The following is a 21,266-nucleotide window of genomic DNA, read 5'->3' as shown; positions in this document are numbered from 1 at the left end:
CCTGCTGGCATGAATTCAGGCGCGGACCTGCTGCGGATCGAGGACCTGAGTATCTCGTTCGCGATGCTCGGCGGACAGTTGGACGCTGTGCGCAACGCCAGCCTGCGCGTGCTACCGGGCAAGGTGACGGCGCTTGTCGGGGAGTCAGGATCGGGCAAATCCGTGATCAGTCAAGCAGTGATGGGCATCCTGCCCAAAACCGCCACCTGCGGCGGCCGCATTCTCTTTCGCGACCCGGCACACGGCGAGCAACCGGTTGATCTTCTGTCCATGCCGCGCGACGGCAAGGAAATTCGCAATCTGCGCGGCAACCGCATCGGCAAGATTTTCCAGGAGCCGATGACGTCGCTGTCGCCGCTGCACACGATCGGCAACCAGATCAGTGAATCCCTGAAAATCCACACCCCCATGTCCAGCCGCGAACGGCGCGAACGCACTGAGGAAATGCTGGGGATGGTCGGCTTTCAAAAGCCGGCGCGTGCCTACGACATGTACCCGTTCGAATTGTCAGGTGGCATGCGCCAGCGCGCCATGATCGCCATGGCGCTGATCTGCAACCCTTCCCTCCTGATCGCCGACGAGCCAACGACCGCACTGGACGTGACCATCCAGGCGCAGATCCTGCAATTGCTGCGCGGTCTGCAAACCAAGCTGAACATGGCGATGCTTTTGATCACCCATGATCTCGGCGTCGTCGCCAATGTCGCAGACGAGGTTGTCGTCATCTATCACGGCGAGATCATGGAGGCCGGCCCGGTCGAGACGATTTTCCGTAATCCCTCGCATCCCTATCTCAAAGGCCTTATGGCCGCCGTTCCGCATTTCGACATGAAGCCCGGCGAACGCCTGAAGGCGCTGCGCGAGGTTCCGGTCAACACCAGCAATCTGCTTGGCAAGAAGAAGGTGGTGGCCGCAGACGAAGCCCTGAAGCCTGAAATACTGCTTTCGGTGCGCGACATCAGCAAGACCTTCACCACCCGCAAATCGAGCTGGATCAGCAAGGATACCTCACCCGCAACCAAGGCGGTCGACGGCGTCAGCTTCGATATCATGCGCGGCGAATGTCTTGGGCTGGTTGGCGAAAGCGGCTGCGGCAAGACCACGCTCAGCAAGATCCTGATGCGCGCCGTGACACCGGACACCGGCGCGGTGATGCTCAACAGCAGCGACGGCCCGATCGACGTCTTGAAGGCGGAAGGTTCCGGATTGCAGGAACTGCGCACCAAGGTCCAGATGGTGTTCCAGGACCCCGTCTCATCGCTGTCACCACGCATGACGGTGCAGAACATCCTGAGCGAGCCGCTGGAGATCCATGGGCGCGGCAACGGCAAGTCCCGCGTCGAGACTGTCAAGGCGCTGTTGAATGCGATCGGTCTCGGCGAACGCCACCTCAATCGCTATCCGCACAGCTTTTCCGGCGGCCAGCGCCAGCGCATCGGCATTGCCAGAGCGCTTGCGCTCGGACCTGACCTGTTGATCTGCGACGAACCGGTCTCTGCACTCGATGTGTCGGTTCAGGCGCAGATCCTAAACTTGCTGAAAGATCTGCAGAAGGAGCTGGGGCTTACCTATCTGTTCATCTCGCACAACCTTGCCGTCGTCGATTACATGGCCGACCGGATCGCGGTCATGTGCGGCGGCCGTATCGTCGAGATCGCGCCGCGCGAGACGCTGATGGAAGCGCCCGTTCACCCCTACACGAAATCGCTGCTGGCCGCCGTACCCTTCCCCGATCTCGATCGGCCGCTCAATTTTTCCATGCTCAACCCAAGCGGCGCTGGCGACAAGCGCAGTTGGGGCAAACATTTTTCCGATGATGGCGATGGAAATGTGCTGGGGACAGCAGACCTCGGCAACGGCCATCTTGTTCTGGCGCGAAAAACCGCCGATGTCAGGGAGCTCGTACCATGATCACGCGACGCACTACCCTTGGCCTGCTTGCCACCGCTCTCGTCCCTGGCGTCGCCCGAGCGACCCCGGAGCCGCCATTCCTGCGGCCCTTTCTGCGGGCTCAGGCCCTGCCTGACCTGCCTGACCGCATTCCGAAGAACCCACGGCTCGTCAATCTGACCGCTATGGGCCGGCAGCCCGGAAAGTACGGCGGCACCGTCCGCATGCTGATCGGCAGCCAGAAGGATATCCGGATGATGACGATCAACGGCTATGCCCGTCTGGTCGGCTATACCGAGGGCCTGCAGTTCCAGCCCGACATTCTGGAAAGCTTCGACGTTCAGGAAGGCCGGATTTTCACCTTCAAGATTCGTGACGGCCACCGCTGGTCGAACGGCAGCTACCTGACGTCCGAGGATTTCCGCTATACTTGGGAAGACGTCATCCTCAACAAGGATTTGCGCAAGGGCGGCATCCAGCGCGAGCTTCTCGCTGACGGCGAAGGGCCGACGTTCGAGATCATCGACGAGCTGACGGTTCGCTACACCTGGAAGGTGCCGAACCCGGACTTCCTTCCAGGCCTTGCCGCCGCGTCGCCGGTCGTCATCCTGATGCCGTCGGCCTATATGCGGCACTTCCATAAAAAATATCAGGACGATTTCCGCCTGTCGGCACTGATGAAGCAGTACCGGGTCAAGAAATGGGCCGATCTGCACATCAAGATGTCGCGCCAGTACCGGCCTGAAAATCCGGACCTGCCGTCGCTGGATCCGTGGATGCCGCGCACCGCGCCGCCGGCCGAGCAATTCGTGTTCGACCGCAACCCCTTCTTCCACCGGGTCGACGAAAACGGCCTGCAACTGCCCTACATCGATCGCTGGCTGCTCAATGTCAGCTCGTCGGAAATCATCGCGGCCAAGACTGGCGCGGGGGAAACCGACCTACAGTCCACCGGCGTCGATTTTTCCGACTATGCTTTCTTCAAGGATGCGGAAAAACGCTATCCGGTGAAGGTCAATCTCTGGAAAAGAACACAAGGCTCTCGCCTCGCGCTTTTGCCTAATCTCAATTGCAGCGACAAGGTGTGGCGCGACCTGTTCTGGGACGTGCGGGTCCGCCGCGCCCTGTCTCTGGCCATCGACCGGCATGAAATCAACATGGTCAGCTTCTACGGGCTCGCCAAGGAAAGCGCAGATACGATCCTGGAGGAGAGCCCGCTGTTCAAGCCGGAATATGCGGCTGCCTGGGCAAACCACGATCCCGATCAGGCCAACAGGCTGCTCGACGAGGTCGGCCTGACGCAACGCAACAGCGACGGCATACGGCTGCTACCCGACGGACGGGAGGCCCAGATCGTCGTCGAGACTGCGGGTGAGAGTACACTCGAGACCGACGTGCTGGAACTCGTCAAGGACCATTGGGCGAAGATCGGTCTGGCACTTTTTATCAAGACCTCGCAACGGGACGTTTTCAGCAGCCGCACGATGGGTGGCGAGATCATGATGTCGATGTGGTCAGGCATCGAAAATGGGGTGCCCACCGCCGATATGAACCCCGGCGATCTTGCGCCGAGCAGAGACGACCAGTTTCAATGGCCCGTTTGGGGTATGTACTATCTGTCCATCGGACAAAACGGCAGTGCGCCGGAATTGCCGGAAGCGATCAAGCTGATCGACCTGGTGAAGCAATGGCGAAAGACGGTCGATACCGGAGAACGGACACGCATCTGGCACGAAATGCTGGAAATCTATACGCAGAACGTCTTTTCGATCGGTATCGTCAACGCCGCGCTCCAGCCGGTGATGCACTCCGCCTATATTCGCAACATTCCCGAAAAAGGCCTCTACGGCTTCGACCCGACCTGTTATCTCGGGGTCTACATGCCAGATACGTTCTGGTACAGCGAAGAGGTTAGCTGACCATGTTGCGTTACATTTTCTGGCGTATCCTGGCGATGATCCCGACGCTTGTGATCATTTCAGCGCTGGTTTTCACGATCATCGAACTGCCGCCTGGCGATTATTTCGAGAGTTACATAGCCGAACTTCGCGCCCAGGGCGAAGCTGTGGACACCGCCGAGATCGACGCTTTGCGCAAGGAGTACGGCTTCGATCAGCCGCCGGTGATCCGCTACTTCCATTGGGCTACAGGCCTTTTGCATGGCGACTACGGCTATTCGTTCGAGTATCAGCTGCCAGTCAACGAGGTGGTTGGCGACCGGCTCTGGCTGACGGTGCTGGTCTCCTTCGTCACCATCCTGTTCACCTGGCTGATCGCCTTCCCGATCGGCATCTATTCCGCCACGCATCAGTACAGCTGGGGCGATTACGGGCTGACCTTCCTCGGATTGATCGGCATCGCCATCCCGAACTTCATGTTCGCGCTGATCCTGATGTATTTTGCCAATATCTGGTTCGGCACCTCGATCGGCCATCTGATGGACCAGAAATATCTGGCCGAACCGATGAGCTGGGAGAAGGCGAAGTCCATTCTCGAACATTTGTGGATACCCGTGCTGATCGTCGGCACGGCCGGCACTGCCGGCATGATCCGCCGCCTGCGCGCCAATCTGCTGGACGAGCTGCAGAAACAATATGTCGTGACTGCCCGCGCCAAGGGCTTGCATCCGTTCCGGGCGCTGGTCAAATATCCGCTGCGCATGGCACTCAACTTCTTCATCTCCGATATCGGCTCGATCCTGCCGGCCATCATTTCCGGCGCCGAGATCACAGCCATCGTGCTTTCGCTCGAAACGACAGGACCGATGCTGATAAAAGCGTTGCAAAGTCAGGATATGTATCTGGCCGGCTCGTTCCTGATGTTCCTGGCATTCCTCACCGTGATCGGCGTGCTGATTTCCGACATCGCGCTCGCATTCCTCGATCCGCGCATCAGACTGCAAGGCGGTAGCACCAAGTGACGGTATCCCTTCCCCAATCCGGCGAACCGCTTTCGCATTACGTCTCGACGGCGCCCTTCGATCCGCACTCCGTCGATGTGATGACGGAGGAACAGTCGCGGATCTATCAGGCATCACAACTGCGGCTGATGTGGTGGAAATTCAAGAAACACAAGCTTGCACTGTTTTCCCTGTATTTCCTCGCCTTCCTCTACGCGACCATTGCCATCGTCGAGTTCCTGGCGCCCTACAATCTGCACACCCGCAACATCGACTTCATCCATTCGCCCCCGCAGAGCGTCCACCTGTTCCACGATGGAAAATTCGTCGGGCCATTCGTCTACGGGCGCGAGATGACGCTCGATATGGACACGCTGCGCCGGATCTATACGGAGAAGCCGGATCAGGTCGAACCGATCCGCTTCTTCTGCCGGGGCGATGGCTATAAATTCTGGGGTCTCGTGCAGACCAATGTCCATCTGGCCTGCCCGGCCAAGGACGGACAGCTGTTTCTTCTGGGCACCGACCGCCTCGGCCGCGACGTGCTGTCACGTATCCTTTATGGAGCCCGGATATCCTTGACCATCGGCCTGCTCGGTATCACCATGAGCTTTGTGCTGGGCATCACCATCGGCGGACTTGCGGGTTATCATGGCGGCGTCTTTGATCTGATTACACAACGCATCATCGAGGTGCTGCAATCGATACCCAGTATTCCGCTGTGGATGGCGCTCGCGGCGATCATGCCGGTCACCTGGAGTCCGATCCTGATCTATCTCGGCATCACCGCTATTCTTGGTCTGCTCGACTGGACAGGGCTGGCGCGCGCCGTGCGCTCGAAACTGCTTGCCCTGCGCGAAGAGGATTACGTTCTGGCGGCGCAACTGATGGGCGCCGGATCGAGCCGGATCATCGGCCGTCATCTGGTGCCTGGCTTCATGTCGCACCTGATCGCCACGGCGACGCTTGCGGTCCCTGGCATGATCCTCGGCGAGACAGCGCTGAGCTTCCTTGGCCTCGGTCTCCGCCCGCCGATCACAAGCTGGGGTATTCTTTTGACCGAAGCCCGCAGCGTCAGCGTCATTGCTTTTTATCCCTGGCTGTTGTTTCCAATCATCCCGGTCATTCTCGTGATTCTGGCGTTCAACTTTCTGGGCGACGGGCTGCGCGATGCTGCCGATCCGTATAAGTGAAGTGGATACCGATATGCTGAGGACACTCCTGACGGAGATTGGCAGCGCCATGGGAGATAAGAGGCTCCGCTCATGACCCGCCGGATCGAAGACGCCCGCATCCTGATGTACAGCCACGATACGTTCGGCCTCGGACACCTGAGGCGATGCCGGACGATTGCGCATTCGCTGGTCGAGGATTATCGCGGCGTCAATATCCTGATCATTTCCGGCGCAACGATAGCCGGTGCGTTCGACTACCGGGCGCGCGTCGATTTTGTAAAGATCCCCAGCGTCATCAAGCTGCGCAACGGTGAATACACGTCGATGGACAGGCATATCGATCTGCACGAGACGATGAAGATGCGCAAGTCGATCATCCGCCACACGGCGGAGACCTTCCAGCCGGACATCTTCATCGTCGACAAGGAACCGATGGGCCTGCAGGGCGAAGTCGAGGAGACGCTGGCCTACTTGAAAAAACAGGGAACCACTCTGGTTCTCGGCCTGCGCGAAGTCATGGACGCGCCGCATCTGCTTGATGCGGAATGGAAACGCAATGACGTCATGCGCAAGATCGGCCAGTTCTATGACAGCGTCTGGGTCTATGGCCCGCCGGATTTCTACGATCCGCTTGTTGGCCTCGACGTCCCCCCGGCCGTCCGCGCCAAAATGGATTTTGTCGGCTTTTTGCAAAGAAGCGTCTCGCAGGATGTCGAATCCGAACACAAGCCGAAGGGCGACTACATTCTGATCACCACCGGCGGCGGCGGCGACGGCTCCGACCTGATCCACGATGTGGTCGATGCCTATCAGGAAGACCCGACCCTGACGCACAAGTCGCTGATCGTGCTTGGCCCCTATATGCCGGTCAAGCAGCGCCACAAACTGTTGCTGAAATGTGCGAAGATCCCTTATCTCGAGGTGATCGAATTCGACAATCGCATGGAGGAACTGATCGCCGGCGCAAAGGCCGTGGTCGCAATGGGCGGCTACAACACCTATTGCGAGATCCTGTCCTTCGACAAACCGGCGCTGATCGTTCCCAGGGTGATGCCGCGTGAAGAACAGCTTATCCGGGCCAGCCGCGCCGCAGAACTGGGCTTGATCGACATGCTTCTGCCCGAGGAAGCCGCTGATCCCATGCGCTTTGCCGCTGCACTCAAGGCCCTGCCGGATCGCGACCCACCGTCCAAGAGCGCCAAGGGCATGACACTCGAAGGTCTGGCGAACATATCGCAGATCGTCGGAGAATGGCTTGGCCGCCGCGATCGTGAACATTTGAGTGTCGCCAAAGGATTGAGCCAGAATTGACCCAACGCCGCAAGATCGTCGTGGTCCTGAAGGGATATCCGCGCCTGTCGGAAACCTTCATCGCCCAGGAGCTGCTTGGCTTGGAAAGAGCAGGTTTCGACCTCGAACTGGTGGCGCTGCGCCGGCCGACGGACAAGAAACGTCATCCGATCCATGACGAAATCCGCGCGCCGGTCCATTACCTGCCCGAATATCTGCACGAAGAGCCTGCCCGGGTTGCCCGTGCGCTTCTCCACTGTCTGGCCAAGCCCGGTTTCTGGCGCGCTTTACCGGCTTTCTTTCGTGATCTCTGGCGCGACCGGACACGCAATCGGTTCCGCCGCTTTGGCCAGGCGATGGTCCTGTCAGCCGAGTGGCCAAACGGCGGCGAGTGGCTGCACGCGCATTTCATCCACACCCCGGCCTCCGTCGCTCGCTATGCCAGCATGATCACCGGCATCGGCTGGACCTGCTCGGCCCATGCCAAGGACATCTGGACGTCGCCGGAATGGGAATTGGCCGGCAAGCTCGCCAGCACGCGCTGGACCGTGACCTGTACGCAGACCGGCTTTGAGCACCTGCGCCATCTGGCCGGCGGCAATCCGAATGTGCATCTCAGTTATCACGGCCTCGATCTGAGCCGGTTCGGCCCGTTTGAGGGGACCCGCCCGGCCTATGACGGTTCCGATCCGGCCCGTCCGGTGACGATCGTCAGCGTTGGCCGTGCAGTCGAGAAGAAGGGCTTCGACATCCTGCTGCGGGCGCTGAGCCGCCTGCCCGCCGATCTCAATTGGCGGTTCGTGCATATCGGTGGCGGCGATCTTTTGAAAAAGTTGCAGGCACTCGCATCGGAACTCGGCATTGATCAAAAGATCGTCTGGCACGGATCCCTGTCGCAAACCGAAGTGCTGCAGCAATATCGCGACGCCGATATCTTTGCCCTTGCCTGCCGCATCACCGCCGATGGTGACCGCGATGGCTTGCCGAACGTGATTGTCGAGGCGTCAAGCCAGGCACTGGTCTGCATATCGACTGATATTTCCGGAATACCAGAGCTACTCGTCGATGGAGAAAACGGCTTTGTCGTACCGCCGGAAGACCCGCAGGCGCTGGCCGCAGCACTTGAAAAAGCCATCCGCGATCCGGCACTGCGCCAGCGGCTTGGGGAAGCAGCCGAACGCAAGGTGCGGAGTCACTTTGATCATCAAACCAGCATCCGTCAGCTGAAAGACCTGTTCGAGAGTGAATGGCGGAGCGCGCGATGACCGATAGCCAAACCACCGGCCCCCGCGCCTTCTTCTACGTCCAGCACCTGCTTGGCATCGGACATCTTGCCCGGGCAAGCCGCATCGCCCGTGCGCTGGCCGAAGACGGTTTCGACGTCACAGTCGTCACCGGCGGAACACCCGTCAGCGGCTTTCCCGGCCCTCTGGTTCATCACGTCGCCCTGCCGCCGATAACCTCGGGCGATGCCGGTTTTTCGGGGCTTGCCGACATCGATGGCAATCCGGTCGACGATGCCTTCAAGGATAATCGCAAGGCGCGGCTGCTCGCAGCGTTTCACCAAAGCCGGCCCGATATCGTCGTCATCGAGGCTTTCCCCTTCGGCCGCCGCCAGGTCCGTTTCGAACTGTTGCCGCTGCTCGATGCGATTGCAGCAATGGACAAGAAGCCGCTTGTCGTCACATCGCTGCGCGATATCCTACAGGAACGCTCCAAGCCCGGCCGTGACGAGGAAACGGTCGCGCTGGTGAAGCAATTTTTCGACCGGGTTCTGGTGCATGGCGATCCGGCCTTTGCCCGACTGGAAGATACGTTTCCACTGGCAGCCGATATCATCGACAAAGTGATCTATACCGGACTGGTGGCAGCCCCTGCCCCCGCACAGCCAACCGAACGGTTCGACGTGATCGTCTCGGCGGGTGGTGGTGCCGTTGGCAACGCCTTGATCCGCGCGGCGCTTGAAGCAGCAAAATCGATCGATAAGCCGCTGTCCTGGGCGCTGATCACCGGCCCCAACCTGCCGCAGTCCGATTTCGACGCGATCGCAGCGGATGCGCCTGCGCATGTCAGCGTCTACCGTTTCCGTCCCGACTTCGCGAGCCTTTTGGCCGCTGCCAAGCTGTCGGTGTCACAGGCAGGCTACAACACGGTTTGCGATATCCTGCGCGCCGGATGCCATGCCCTGCTCATTCCCTTTACCGCCGGTGGCGAAACCGAGCAGACGGTCCGGGCCGAACGTCTCGAAAAGCTTGGACTGGCGCATGTCCTGAGCGAAAACGATCTTTCGGCGGACAGCATGACGCGTGCGATCGAAGCCGCCTTGGCAGCGCCGGACCGTCCGCCCCACAGCCTCGACCTCGACGGCGCACAGCGCACCGCCGAGATTTTGCGGGGGCTTGTCTGACCGCCGTTCAGACCGTGCCGATGACCATGAAACGGGTGTATTTCTTCATTTTCAGCGAGCCCGCAAAAGCCACATGACTGAGCGCTGTCTGTTCCTTGAACGCTTCAAGTGAAGGCACGCAGTTGATGTGGGTGGGTTCGCTGAAATAGTCGTTCGACTGCAGCAGTACCTTCGTGCCGCGCGGCAGGAGCGCAAGCCAGCCCGGCAGATCGGCAATATGTTCGCAACTGGTATTGATGACGAGATCGGCACCCCGCGTGCTGTAGTCGACTGTGTACATATCATGGGTGGTCGTGCGAAAACGCGCGCCGGCCTTGGCATTCAGCGTCGCGGCGATTTCCGCGACGTCCGGGTCGATGTCGATGCTCTCGAACAGGTCGATGTCGAAGCGGCTGTCGTCGAAACACATGGCCGGAAGCACGCCGTACCAGCCGCCGAGCAGGACGATGTGTTTAAATTTTCCGCCAAGGCTTTCAAACAGCTTTTCACGTGCCCATATCTTGCTTCCAACCTGCTTGTGGTTGAAGGCCGTGCCGAGGTCCGCATCCGGATATTTGGCGATAACTTTCGCAAGGCCTTCTATCAGAGAGCTTCCCGTATAGGCGGACAGACCGCGGATAATATCGAAGGCACTTTCGTGCCAATCTGTTGTGTTTGCTTCGTTTGATCGGGTGGTTTTCATCATGCGCGTGTTGTAGTCTGGACTTTTCTGGAGTGCAAGGAATGCAAGTCAACCTGAAGGATGCCGCCTCCGTTTCACCGCCCCTGGAGGCGGGAAAGGATATACCGCATCTGGCAGGCCTGGGCGCAACCATGCGGCAGGTCTTTGCCGCCCACTTCATGCGCGACTGCCCGCACGTCCTGGAAATCGGTGGCCATATCCGGCCAATCACCCCTTATCTGACCCACCATCCGCTGTCGGTCACCTCCGTCGATCCAAAGACGGAAGCCTACGAGGCAAACGAACTAAACGGAAAACAATGCCATGTGCGGCATATTCCGGCCAAGTTCCAGCAGATCGACTATCATTATCAGCCGGGAAGCTACGGCCTCGTTCTGCTCGGCTACTCGCTGAAACCTTTCGGCCGCAAGGACCCACTCGGCGACCTGCTGTTCTCGCTGATCGAAAATGCAAAAGTCGTCGTCATCGAATATGCCCCTGAACTGGAACGCGCCGCATCACAGGTCCCGCATATCGTCAGCCGCCCGGCCGTGACGATCCGTGGACAGTTCGATCTTCATCTGCACGACCCCGAGATCGCCGGAACGCCCTATGCTGCCCGGCGCTTCTACGTCCTTGACACCCGCTACACGGCCAGTTGAATCTCCCCATGGAAAAAAGCATCGCCCGCTACATCTGGACGCACACGAGAGGCCAGCAACTCTGGATCCTTCTGGTTGTCGCCGTCTCGATGATACCCTACTTCCTGTCGTTCGACCTGCCCAAGCAGATCGTTAACGGGCCAATCCAGGGTCAGGGTTTCGACCAGCCGGGCGCCACCCAAACTTTCATGAACATCAGTTTCGACCTGCCATGGCTCGGAACGGTGACACTGTTTGACGGGGTTGATCTCACCCGCATGCAGACGCTGTTTGCGCTCAGCATGGTTTTCCTGCTGCTGGTGATCATCAACGGCCTCTTCAAGTTCTATATCAATACCTACAAGGGCCGGCTCGGCGAGCGCCTGTTGCGCCGCATCCGTTTCGAACTTGTCGACCGGATTCTGCGTTTTCCGCCCGGCCAGTTCAAGCGCATGAAGGGCGCGGAAGTCTCCAGCATGGTCAAGGATGAGGTCGAGCCTCTCGGCGGCTTCACCGGCGATGCTTTCGTCCAGCCGGCGCTGCTCGGCGGGCAAGCCCTGACGGCGCTGTTCTTCATCTTCATGCAGAATACCTGGCTTGGTTTGATCGCAGCGGTGATGGTCGGCGTTCAGGCAATCATCATTCCGCGTATGCGCCGGCGCCTGCTGGTGCTTGGCCGCGAACGCCAGATCACCGCTCGCGAACTGGCTGGCCGGGTCAGCGAGATCGTCGATGGCATCGGCACCATCCACGCCTATGACACATCCAATTTCGAGCGCGCCGATATCGCCTCGCGCCTCGGCCGCATTTTCAAGATCCGTTATGACCTCTACCAGTGGAAATTCCTGGTCAAGTTCATCAACAACTTCCTCGCCCAGCTCACCCCGTTCCTGTTCTATTGCATCGGCGGTTATCTGGCGCTGCAGGGCCGCCTCGATATCGGTCAGCTGATCGCCGTTATCAGCGCCTACAAAGACCTGCCCGGCCCGCTGAAGGACCTGATTGACTGGGATCAGACCCGCCAGGATGTCCAGGTGAAATATGTGCAGGTGGTCGAGCAATTCAGCGTCGAGAACACCATAGACCCGGCCATCCAGGCCATCGCCATCAAGGACGCGGGCTCGCTGAAACATCCGCTGGCGGCAGTCAACCTGTCGCTTGCCGATGATAGCGGTGCCAAACTTCTGGAGCGCGTGTCGGTCCAGATTCATCCCGGCGAGACCGTTGCGATCGTTGGAGGCGCTGCCGGGGGGGGCGACATGCTGGCGGAAGCGTTTGCGCGCCTCACGTGGCCGGAGAGCGGCAAGGTAACGGCGGGCGGCGACGACCTGCTGGAGCTGCCTGAATCTGTCACCGGGCGGGCGATCTCCTATGTTTCCTCCGACGCCTATTTCTTCTACGGCAGCCTGCGCGACAACCTGCTTTATGGTCTCAAACATGCTCCGCTGAAGGAAGCCGTTTATGAGGGCGCCGGTGCAACGCATCGAAAATGGCAGATCAACGAGGCGAAGCTGGCCGGAAATCCGGACTTTGACGTCAACAGCGACTGGATCGACTACGACGCTGCCAATGCGACAAACAGCGACGATCTCTTCGCGCCGGTTCTCTCCGTGCTTGATACGGTTCAGTTGTCGAAGGACATTCTCGACCTTGCCCTGCGCAGCACCGTGTCTCCGAACGATCATCCGGGCCTTGCCGAGGGTATCGTCGAGATGCGCCACGCTCTTCGCGACGAATTGGAAGAGGCAGGCCTCAGCAGCCTCGTCGTGTCGTTCGAGCCGGGTGCCTACAATACCGAGGCGACGGTCGGCGAAAACCTTTTGTTCGGCACGGCAACCGGCCCGGCGCTGATTGGCAAGGCCATCGGTAAGAACGCCTATTTTCGCTCTGTCGTCGGCCGCTCCGGCCTCGACCGTATCCTGTTCGACATGGGTTACAGCATCGCGGAGAATGCGGTCGAACTGTTCGCCGACCTGCCGCCGGATCATCCGTTCTTCCAGCAGCTGACCTTCATGACGGCGGATGACATTCCCGATTACCAGCTGCTGCTGCAAAAGCTGAAAGGCAAGGGCTTTGACGCGGCATCAGAAGATGACCGCGGACAGATCATTCGCCTGAGTTTCCGCTATATTGAACCACGCCATCGTTTCGGTCTGTTGACCGACGAACTGATGGCGAAGATCGTCGATGTCCGCCGTCAATTCCATGACGGGCTGCCGGAGAACATGCGTGGCGATATCGAGCGCTACGATCCGGAACATTATCTGGCGTCAGCAAGCCTGATGGACAATATTCTGTTCGGCCGCATCAGCCACAAGCATACCGACGGATCAAAGCGCATTCGTTCCATCGTCACTTCGCTTTTGAATTCGCTCGGTCTTCTGGAGCGTGTCATCGATATCGGCCTCGATTTCAATCTTGGCGCCGGCGGCAAGCGCTTGACGGCGGTACAGCGCCAGAAACTCAATCTGGCGCGCGCCCTGATCCGGCGTTCGGAGTATTACATCTTCAACAGGCCGCTGCCTGGCCTCGATCATCGTCTGCAGGACGAGATTGTCCGCGACGTCCTCAAGCTGGTCCGCAGAGACGGACGCGATCCGGCGGTGATCTGGGTGCTGTCCAATACGGGCCTGGCAAGCCTGTTCGACCGCGTGCTTGTCTTCGACCGCGGCTTGCTTGTGGAAGAAGGAACGCACGCAACGCTGGTCGAGAATAACGGTATCTTTAAGGAGCTTGTGTCATCATAATATCAATGGTGAAGTCCATGCGTGCGACGGGGATGCAGGCAGGGGCAATCTTCCCGATGACAGTGCCGGTGACCATCAGCGGCACATGATCCGGGAGGCAGAAAATGGGGAATGGGCACGACTATGTTGTTGAAGGATGAAGTTCAAATGCTGCGGCGCGTGCCGCTGTTTTCGAATGTCGAACCGGGCAAGCTGAAGCTTCTCGCGTTCACCTCCGACCGTGTCAGCTATGATCCGGGCGAAGCGATCTTCCATCAGGGCGACGCCGGAGACGCAGCCTATGTCGTCCTGGCAGGCAAGGCGGACATCTTGGTCGATTCCTCGACCGGCCCGATCAAGATCGCCGAAGTCGAGACCAATTCCATCGTCGGCGAGATCGCCATTCTCTGCGATGTCTCGCGAACTGCAACCGTGCAGACGACGACGCCGCTGGAAGCCCTGCGCATCCGCAAGGAACATTTCCTCAAGCTGCTCACCGATTTCCCAGAAATCACAATCGAGATCATGCGTGTGCTGGCCGATCGTCTCAGCCACACGACAAGCGAACTGTCCGAAGCCCGCAGCCGCGCACGCAAGGCCGATTAGGCCTTCGCAAGGATCGGCTCGATCGCTCCACTGGTGCGGTCGAGGCTGAAATTGCGCGACGGCAGGCCAGAGATATATTTCGTAAACATCCGGAATATCAGGGTAAACTGTGTTTGCACTGCGCCGGACTCGTGACCGCCGCAATCCGCAAACAGTTGCCCAACGGCCTGGTAGGACGCTATCTTTTGCGCACTGATCCAGTCCAGCGCCAATTCGCTGCCCATCCGCACCCGGTACCAGTCCGCCAGAAACGCCAGCGCGGAAATGCCCCGCAGCAAACTGATGTCCGCTCCGTGTTCGATCAAACGTGCCGCCAGCCGCTGCTGCAGCCCTGTGTCATCACGGGCGGCGGCAATTGCTGCCATGGCATCCACAGCGGCCACCGGTTCTTCAATCAGCCCCAGCGTCGCCAGATCGGCGAGATCGAGACCGCGGATCATCGCCGCGATATTTTTCGGCCACTCCCGCTTGAGGTAACGGCGGCCGACCAGATGACCGATGTGCTCGTATAGAAAACCACCATAGTCCTCTACCTCCAGCAGCCCCCCCGCCTCCAACCGCGACGGCACCACTTCCAGCCGGTAGGCCTGCCGCAAATCGTCGTCGAGCAACATCGCGTCGATCCCGACTGTCTTGATATCGAAACTGCGTTCGCCGATTGTCAGCACCTTGTAGGCGCCGGGGAAAGCGACAAGTGACGGCATGGCGATATTGGTCAGGAAACGTTCGCCGCTGCGGTACTGCGCCGTATCATTGACATGCAGATGCCCGCTGAAATGGATATCGACGCCAGCCGCGATCAGCGCTTCCGCAACAGCGGCTTGTGGAATGCGCTCCGACATTCCCGTCACCCCGAGCAGTGCCACCTCGTCATCGACCGTCGCATCGAGCGGATCGAGAACGGGATAGTGCGAAAACGCCAGGAGACACTTGCCCCCAAGCCGCGCACGCCGGGAAACATCCGCCATCCAGTCGAGAACGAACCGCTTGTGAACCAGCATCGCATTCCAGCCGGCACTGGTGCTGTCGGCAAGATCTCCCTCCTCGCCCGGCGTCACGCCATCGACGGGCACGAAAACATTGGCGTCGATCATCAACAGCCAGACGCCGGGAAAGGGTTCGACCAGATAGGAGGCGTCCATCAGCCTGCGCGTGGTTTTTCCATCCGGCGAATGGACCTCATAGAGCCGCGCTGCCGGATCGCCATCCGTGCCGAACGGGGTTTCCCAGTGGATATCGCCGGGCCGTGGGTAAAAACCGAAATCCGCCATGGCATCGAGCCCGCCCGGATAGCCCTGACAATACATCAGCTCGCTGGCAATGACCGCATGTGCGCCACGATCGCGCAGTTGCGGATCGCTGCTGAGGATACTGTAGCCACCGTCCGCGTTGAGGAACCGTTTGGACCGGTGGCGGCCATCCGCTCCGAAAATATCGTGGTTGCCAACAGTCGCATAAAACCGCATGCCGAACCGTGCCGCATAGCTGTCAAGCACGCGCTTGACGCCCCTGACGGTCTCCACCTGTCCGTCATCGGAATAATCGCCGAGCAGAACCACATGGCGGATGCCGCGGGCGGCAATATCGTCCAGTGTATGATGGAGTGCGAAATAGCTCTCGTTGAAAACGCGTGTCGAGCGGGCCGTATCGGCAAGTAGCCTGAACGTCAGCCGCCGGCCATTTTGAACAATGCCGGGAAAGCCGTAATCGGCGTAGAGATCATGGAAATGCGCGTCGGCTATGACGGCAATGCGCGGGTGCTTTACGGGCGGCATTCTGTCGGTATTTTCCGTCTGCACGTTCAAACCGGATTCGTTTCTCTCCGTCTCTCGCATATGTGGAAAGAAAAAGCGAATTGAAGTCTCGCTTAACCCAACCAGTTTAGCTAACATGGCCGAAATGCGGCTTGGTTAATCAAGCACGACAAAAGACGACCTTAATAAATAAGTGGGACAGTTGCAGACGGAAAGGCAAAGTAGTTTTCCGTGACTGAGGCGAGAGAGTGAACGAAAACGTGTTTCGGGTGCGGTTATGGGGAGTGCGTGGCAGCCTCCCGGTCTCGGGGGCCGAGTTCCAGAACTATGGCGGCAACACCATCTGCATCGAGATGCAATGCGGTCCGCATAGGCTATTGTTCGATGCCGGCTCCGGCCTGATGCCTGCTGGCCAGGCGCTGAAGTCCGAAGGCGTTTCCGATTTCAACCTGTTTTTCACCCACTGCCATTACGATCATATCGTTGGCTTGCCCTATCTGCCGGCGCTGTTTGATCCGCATGCGTCAGTGACATTGTGGTCCGGGCATCTGGCTGGGCGCATGTCCACCCGGCAGATGATCGGCGAATTCATGCGGCCGCCATGGTTCCCGGTCGAGCCGGATATCTGCCGCGCCTCCATCAACTGTCGCGATTTTCGCTCCGGCGACGCGCTGGTTCCTTATCCTGGCGTGACGATCCGCACCGGCAGTCTCAACCATCCAGGCGGCGCAATCGGTTACCGCGTCGAATGGGGTGGGCGCGCGGTGGCGCTGATCACCGATACCGAACACAAGCCCGGCACACTCGATCCGGCCGTGCTCGACCTGATCGATGGTGCCGATCTCTTCCTCTACGATTGCATGTATACCGACGACGAGATGCACCGCCATGTCGGCTATGGCCACTCCTCCTGGCAGCAGGGCATCCGGCTCGCCAAGACAGCGAAAGCCAAGCAGGTGGCTTTCATTCATCATTCGCCACTGCGCACCGACATCGAACTCGATGAAATCCAGCGGCTCGCCGCTCGGGAATTCAACGGCGCCATCACCGCCCGCGACGGCCAGATCATCGATCTCTGAGACAGTCTTATCCGTCTGACACTTGCTGTGTTCGCAGGATATCCGCAACCGGTGTCCAACGGCAGGCAGGATGATCCGCCGTCACCTTGAACAGCACACTCATGAAATCCCAGACGGCTTCGTCATGAACCAGATGATGGGTCAAAAGCCCCATCGTGCCGCCATGATCGAACATGAACCGCAAACGCGCGGCGATCTCGCCAGCCAGCGCCAGGGGGTCACGCCCTCCCCGCGTCCCATGCCAGTCCATCACGTCCACATGCGCATTGATCAGCGGCAATGCGGCCGGCGTTTCGGGGCCGTACACCGAGAGTGCTTGATAACCGAGCCCGGCCAATTGCTGCAACAGCGCAGTGTCAATCCGGTTCCACGGCGGCACCAGCATCGGCACGAACCGTTCGCCGTGCAGTTCGGCAAGACGATCAAAACCATCTTTCAACTCGCCGAGAACGTCAGCCGCCGGGCGGTGACGGCCCAACTCCTGCTTCTTTTCATCAGGACCTGCATAGTTCCGGTGCGACCAGCCATGCACTGCGACGGAGCACAATGGTTCCCGCCGCAGCCTATCGGCGAGCGGCTCACCGGTGTGAGCCGGAACAACCGCCAAGGTCAGCGGCACGGAAAACGCCGCTGATAAATCCAGCAACCGGTCAAGCGGCGCGGTCGGCTCGACGGCATCATCATCCCGCAACCAGAACTGCGCAACCTTGCCCGCCTGCTGCCAGCGATCCAGCTCGCCACCAATCGTTGCTTTGAATTCATCCATCATGCCGTGCCCATTTTTATGTACTCGTTGAGAATGGCGTCCAACCGCACCGCCGCGTGGTCGAGCGAGCGCTCCTCGCCTGCAAAGCACCGGGCCAAGCGGGCAAGCGCCATCCGTTCATCATCATCTGTCAGCAACCGCTCGATCATCTGCGCGTAGGCATCGACATCACCCGGTGGTGTCAAGAGACCCGTCTGGCCGTGCATCACCACTTCCGGCACTCCGGCAATCTCCTGCGCAACAACGGGCAGACCTGCGGCCTGCGCTTCGAGATAGGCAAGACCATAAGCTTCACCGCAACCCGGCCAGACATAGAGCGCTGATTGGGATAGAAGATTGGCGACTTCAGTTGCCGGCTGTTGACCATGCCAGATGATCCGGTCTTTCTCGAACCCGGCAAACAGCGCCCGCACATCGGCGGCACGTGGACCATCACCGACAACGGACAATTGCCACGGCAGATGCGTCAGCCGCGACAGCGCATCGGCCAGCATGACATAGCTGTCCATCTTGTCGCCGGACCGCATCATCGCCACGGTGATCAATCGTCCGGGTTCAGGCTTCGGCTGTTTTTCGAGAAACAGTTCCGGGTCGATGAAAGGCGGCAGCAAAGCCAGGTGCGCGCCGGGTGCCGCTGTAGCAAGTCCATCACGGTCCCGTCGGGTGAGGCAGATATTCACCGACGCCTGCTTCACGGCATCCAGCACATGTTGCTGCGTCTCCGCCCAAAGCCCTTTATTGCGCCGGGCCGAATAGGATGCCTCGGCCGTCACATAACCCAGGCTGAATTCCCGGGCGAGCCCCGGGCCAAGCAGATCGGGCGCCTTGTAATAGGGATGGTAGCAAAACCAGAGATCCGGGGCGCCATGCTCCCGCCAAAGCGCCGACAGCCGCGCCCGCTCAGCCTCCATCACTGCTGTCCGTGCCGCAATCGCATCTGCAGAATCATCCGGGAGGAAAGCCCGCAACTCCGAAGCGATCTCCACCTGATGCCCTGCCCTAACCAGCGCTGCCATCAACAGGCGCGCCATCAGCCGGTCGCCGGAAGGAACGGGATGATTGGGAGATTTGAGCGGACTATAGAAAGCGATCTTCATCAGATGCGGTTCTAGAACATAGCACCGCCCTTGTGAACCAGTCCTGCCCAGCCGATTTGCGGCTGAGACGAAGTGTTGCATCAGACAGCCGCAAGCCCCTCCTCGCTATTAGGGAATGCAGAGCTCGACAGATGACGCATCGCGCTGATCAATCCACAACGCCCCCTTCCATGCCATGGGCAGGATCGACGGCTTTACCCACGCATTCCGCGAAACCGGCTGCGTGGGATCATAGGCAACAGCGCGCTGGCCGGGAGATCCGGTCAGCCCAACGCCAGCTCTGTCTGCGTGTCAAACAGATGCAGCGCATCGTCATCAAAACCAAAAGCCTGCTTCATGCCGACCGTCAGCTTGGTGCGCGGCGGCAGGCATGCGGTCACCCGCTGTCCGCTGACCCGGCCGGTCACCACCAGTTCCGGGCCGGTCAATTCGACAACCTCGATCTCGACCTCCAGCAAAGGGCTTTCGGCCATGCCAGAGGCCAGCTGAAGTGCCTCCGGGCGAACACCGAGCTTGACCCGCCGTCCCGCCGCAGCCGCATTCTTGAGCCGCGCCGGCAAGGCGATGACTGCGCCCGATCCATCCAACTGGACGCCCTCGCCCGTGGCCACACCATCCAGCACGTTCATCGGCGGTGAGCCGACGAAACCGGCAACATAGAGCGTGGCCGGATGGTCATAGACCTCTTCCGGCGTGCCGAGCTGCTCGATCTTGCCGTTGCGCATGACAGCAATCCGCGTCGCCAGCGTCATCGCCTCGATCTGGTCATGGGTGACGTAGACGATCGTCGTGCCGAGCATCTGGTGCAACCGCTTCAGCTCGGTCCGGGTCTCCATGCGCAGCTTGGCGTCGAGGTTGGAGAGCGGTTCGTCAAACAGGAAGACCTGTGGCTTGCGCACCAGCGCCCGGCCGATCGCAACGCGCTGGCGCTGGCCGCCGGAAAGCTGGCCTGGCTTGCGGTCCAGCAAATTCTCGATCTGCAGCAGCTTGGCCGTTTCCTGCACGGCCTTTTCACGCTCTGCCGCAGGCACCTTGCGCATCTCCAGCCCGAAGCCGATGTTGCGATGAACTGTGAGGTTCGGATAGAGCGCGTAGGACTGGAAGACCATGGCGATGTCGCGGTCCTTCGGATGCACGCCGAGGATCGAGCGTCCACCGATCCGGATATCGCCACCCGATGCCTCGGCAAGTCCTGCGATAATGTTGAGCAAGGTCGACTTGCCGCATCCCGATGATCCAAGCAGCACCAGGAACTCGCCGCTTTCCAGCGAGATATCGATGCCCTTCAAGGTTTCGAGTGCGCCATAGGTCTTGCGGATATTTTCGATTTCGAGCGCGCTCATGGTGCGGTCTCTCCGGTCGCGGCCACCAACGGGCCGCCATAGCTGCGGGGAAGCGTAGAAATGGCGCGCGAGGCGACAGTGGTTCCAGCGTGCAAACAGTTCTGCAGCGGCTGGCCTTCGGCAAGGGCTGCAAGGAAAGCCGCATTGAAGACATCGCCAGCACCGATCGTATCGACGACCTCGACGCCGGGTGCCGCCGCAGACACGAGCTCGCCATCGACACCGATGGCGAGCGCTCCGTCCGGTCCGCGCTTGACGACGACAATGGCGTCCTCCCGCATATGGCGCTTCAGTTCGCGGGCGGCCTCAGCGGGATCGGTGAGGCCGGAAAGCGTTGTCGATTCCACTTCGTTGAGCAGGGCGCAGCCGCATCGTGACAGCCAGTCACGCGTCGCCTGGCGGTTTTTCTCCGTCCAGCCGTCGAGCGGCCAGCCGGTGTCGAGCGCCAATGTAATTTTATGATGATCGGCCCAATCGAACAGAGAGGGATAAGCCGCCGTCAGATCGTCGGTCAGGAAGGAGCCGCAGAGCAATGCGTAGCCGCCGGACAGGCGTGCTCCGTCGAGAGCAGCAAACACGCAATCGAGCGAAAACCGCGGCAGGTGACCGCGCGTCGTAAAGAACGTACGCTCGCCGTCGGGATGGGTTATGCCGACCGAAAGGGTCGTCCCCTCCGGCCGGACCGGCCATTTTTCCGCCCGATGGCCAAACGCTTCGCGCAGCCAGCGGCCGAACTCGTCGGTGCCGGTATTGGCGGCGATATCGAAATCGACCCCTAGGGCTTTCCAGGCAAGTGCCGAATTGCCAGCCGAACCACCGACGCGCAATTCGTCATGATCGACAATGATCTCGGTGCCCGCCTTCGGCCAGGGCTCGGCCGGCCCGAGGATCAGGTCGACATTGACGTTTCCGATCACGGCAAGCGGGCGCAT

17 protein-coding genes are annotated in these 21,266 nt (G+C 60.0%); 11 read left to right on the top strand and 6 right to left on the bottom strand.

Annotation, left to right across the window (positions count from 1 at the left end; all coding sequences use genetic code 11):
• The first annotated feature begins 9 nt into the window (after positions 1-9).
• The 7 genes from R6X40_RS00295 (at position 10) to R6X40_RS00265 (ending at position 9,661) form a co-directional block, all read left to right on the top strand.
• Entirely contained in the window at positions 10-1,911 is a 1,902-nt protein-coding gene (locus R6X40_RS00295) for an ABC transporter ATP-binding protein (protein WP_318410022.1), read from the top strand.
• Positions 1,908-3,809 (top strand): ABC transporter substrate-binding protein, encoded by a 1,902-nt coding sequence (locus R6X40_RS00290; protein ID WP_318410021.1) that lies wholly within the window; start codon positions 1,908-1,910, stop codon positions 3,807-3,809. Before R6X40_RS00295 ends, R6X40_RS00290 begins: the two co-directional genes overlap by 4 nt.
• Before the next feature lie 2 nt (positions 3,810-3,811).
• Positions 3,812-4,810 carry an ABC transporter permease gene (locus R6X40_RS00285; protein WP_318410019.1) on the top strand — a complete coding sequence of 333 codons (999 nt, stop codon included), beginning with the start codon at positions 3,812-3,814 and terminating at the stop codon, positions 4,808-4,810.
• Positions 4,807-5,982, top strand: a complete 1,176-nt coding sequence (locus tag R6X40_RS00280) for an ABC transporter permease (RefSeq protein ID WP_318410017.1) — start codon at positions 4,807-4,809, stop codon at positions 5,980-5,982. The genes R6X40_RS00285 and R6X40_RS00280 overlap by 4 nt, the downstream gene beginning before the upstream one ends.
• A 72-nt stretch (positions 5,983-6,054) precedes the next feature.
• Positions 6,055-7,275, top strand: coding sequence for a glycosyltransferase family protein (locus tag R6X40_RS00275; protein WP_318410016.1), 1,221 nt, complete (start codon positions 6,055-6,057; stop codon positions 7,273-7,275).
• Positions 7,272-8,519, top strand: a complete 1,248-nt coding sequence (locus tag R6X40_RS00270; protein ID WP_318410014.1) for a glycosyltransferase — start codon at positions 7,272-7,274, stop codon at positions 8,517-8,519. The genes R6X40_RS00275 and R6X40_RS00270 overlap by 4 nt, the downstream gene beginning before the upstream one ends.
• Positions 8,516-9,661, top strand: a complete 1,146-nt coding sequence (locus R6X40_RS00265) for a glycosyltransferase family protein (protein ID WP_318410013.1) — start codon at positions 8,516-8,518, stop codon at positions 9,659-9,661. Before R6X40_RS00270 ends, R6X40_RS00265 begins: the two co-directional genes overlap by 4 nt.
• Before the next feature lie 7 nt (positions 9,662-9,668).
• On the opposite strand, the gene R6X40_RS00260 is transcribed toward R6X40_RS00265, so the two are convergent.
• Complete coding sequence (locus R6X40_RS00260; protein WP_318410011.1) at positions 9,669-10,346, bottom strand: class I SAM-dependent methyltransferase; 678 nt, start codon at positions 10,344-10,346, stop codon at positions 9,669-9,671.
• Between the two features lie 38 nt (positions 10,347-10,384).
• Between R6X40_RS00260 and R6X40_RS00255 the strand changes: the two genes are divergently transcribed.
• The 3 genes from R6X40_RS00255 (at position 10,385) to R6X40_RS00245 (ending at position 14,295) form a co-directional block, all read left to right on the top strand.
• Positions 10,385-10,984 carry a hypothetical protein gene (locus R6X40_RS00255; RefSeq protein WP_318410010.1) on the top strand — a complete coding sequence of 200 codons (600 nt, stop codon included), beginning with the start codon at positions 10,385-10,387 and terminating at the stop codon, positions 10,982-10,984.
• A gap of 8 nt (positions 10,985-10,992) precedes the next feature.
• The gene (locus R6X40_RS00250) at positions 10,993-13,710 is read left to right on the top strand and encodes an ABC transporter ATP-binding protein (protein ID WP_318410008.1); all 2,718 of its coding nucleotides are present in this window, start codon (positions 10,993-10,995) and stop codon (positions 13,708-13,710) included.
• A gap of 123 nt (positions 13,711-13,833) precedes the next feature.
• Positions 13,834-14,295, top strand: coding sequence for a cyclic nucleotide-binding domain-containing protein (locus R6X40_RS00245; protein ID WP_318411243.1), 462 nt, complete (start codon positions 13,834-13,836; stop codon positions 14,293-14,295).
• Here the strand turns inward: R6X40_RS00245 and R6X40_RS00240 are convergent.
• Positions 14,292-16,070, bottom strand: a complete 1,779-nt coding sequence (locus tag R6X40_RS00240; RefSeq protein ID WP_318410006.1) for a metallophosphoesterase — start codon at positions 16,068-16,070, stop codon at positions 14,292-14,294. The genes R6X40_RS00245 and R6X40_RS00240 overlap by 4 nt on opposite strands.
• A 227-nt stretch (positions 16,071-16,297) precedes the next feature.
• Here R6X40_RS00240 and R6X40_RS00235 point away from each other — a divergent pair, with 227 nt between their 5' ends.
• Positions 16,298-17,128 carry an MBL fold metallo-hydrolase gene (locus tag R6X40_RS00235; protein WP_318410004.1) on the top strand — a complete coding sequence of 277 codons (831 nt, stop codon included), beginning with the start codon at positions 16,298-16,300 and terminating at the stop codon, positions 17,126-17,128.
• A 7-nt stretch (positions 17,129-17,135) separates the two neighbouring features.
• Here the strand turns inward: R6X40_RS00235 and R6X40_RS00230 are convergent, their stop codons facing one another.
• The 4 genes from R6X40_RS00230 to R6X40_RS00215 all read right to left on the bottom strand — a co-directional run bounded on the left by R6X40_RS00230 (position 17,136) and on the right by R6X40_RS00215 (position 21,266).
• Positions 17,136-17,897 carry a polysaccharide deacetylase family protein gene (locus R6X40_RS00230; RefSeq protein ID WP_412178294.1) on the bottom strand — a complete coding sequence of 254 codons (762 nt, stop codon included), beginning with the start codon at positions 17,895-17,897 and terminating at the stop codon, positions 17,136-17,138.
• On the bottom strand, positions 17,894-18,991 hold the full coding sequence (locus R6X40_RS00225) for a glycosyltransferase family 4 protein (RefSeq protein ID WP_318410003.1): 1,098 nt from the start codon (positions 18,989-18,991) through the stop codon (positions 17,894-17,896). The genes R6X40_RS00230 and R6X40_RS00225 overlap by 4 nt, the downstream gene beginning before the upstream one ends.
• Before the next feature lie 263 nt (positions 18,992-19,254).
• A complete protein-coding gene (locus R6X40_RS00220; protein ID WP_318410001.1) occupies positions 19,255-20,334 on the bottom strand; it encodes a sn-glycerol-3-phosphate ABC transporter ATP-binding protein UgpC in 1,080 nt (359 codons plus the stop codon).
• Positions 20,331-21,266 carry a PfkB family carbohydrate kinase gene (locus tag R6X40_RS00215; RefSeq protein ID WP_318409999.1) on the bottom strand — a complete coding sequence of 312 codons (936 nt, stop codon included), beginning with the start codon at positions 21,264-21,266 and terminating at the stop codon, positions 20,331-20,333. Before R6X40_RS00215 ends, R6X40_RS00220 begins: the two co-directional genes overlap by 4 nt.

Source organism: Rhizobium sp. PL01 (genome assembly GCF_033447125.1).
Classification (GTDB): domain Bacteria; phylum Pseudomonadota; class Alphaproteobacteria; order Rhizobiales; family Rhizobiaceae; genus Pararhizobium.
Note: the sequence above shows the minus strand (reverse complement) of the source record. Positions and strands in the feature narration are given on the sequence as shown.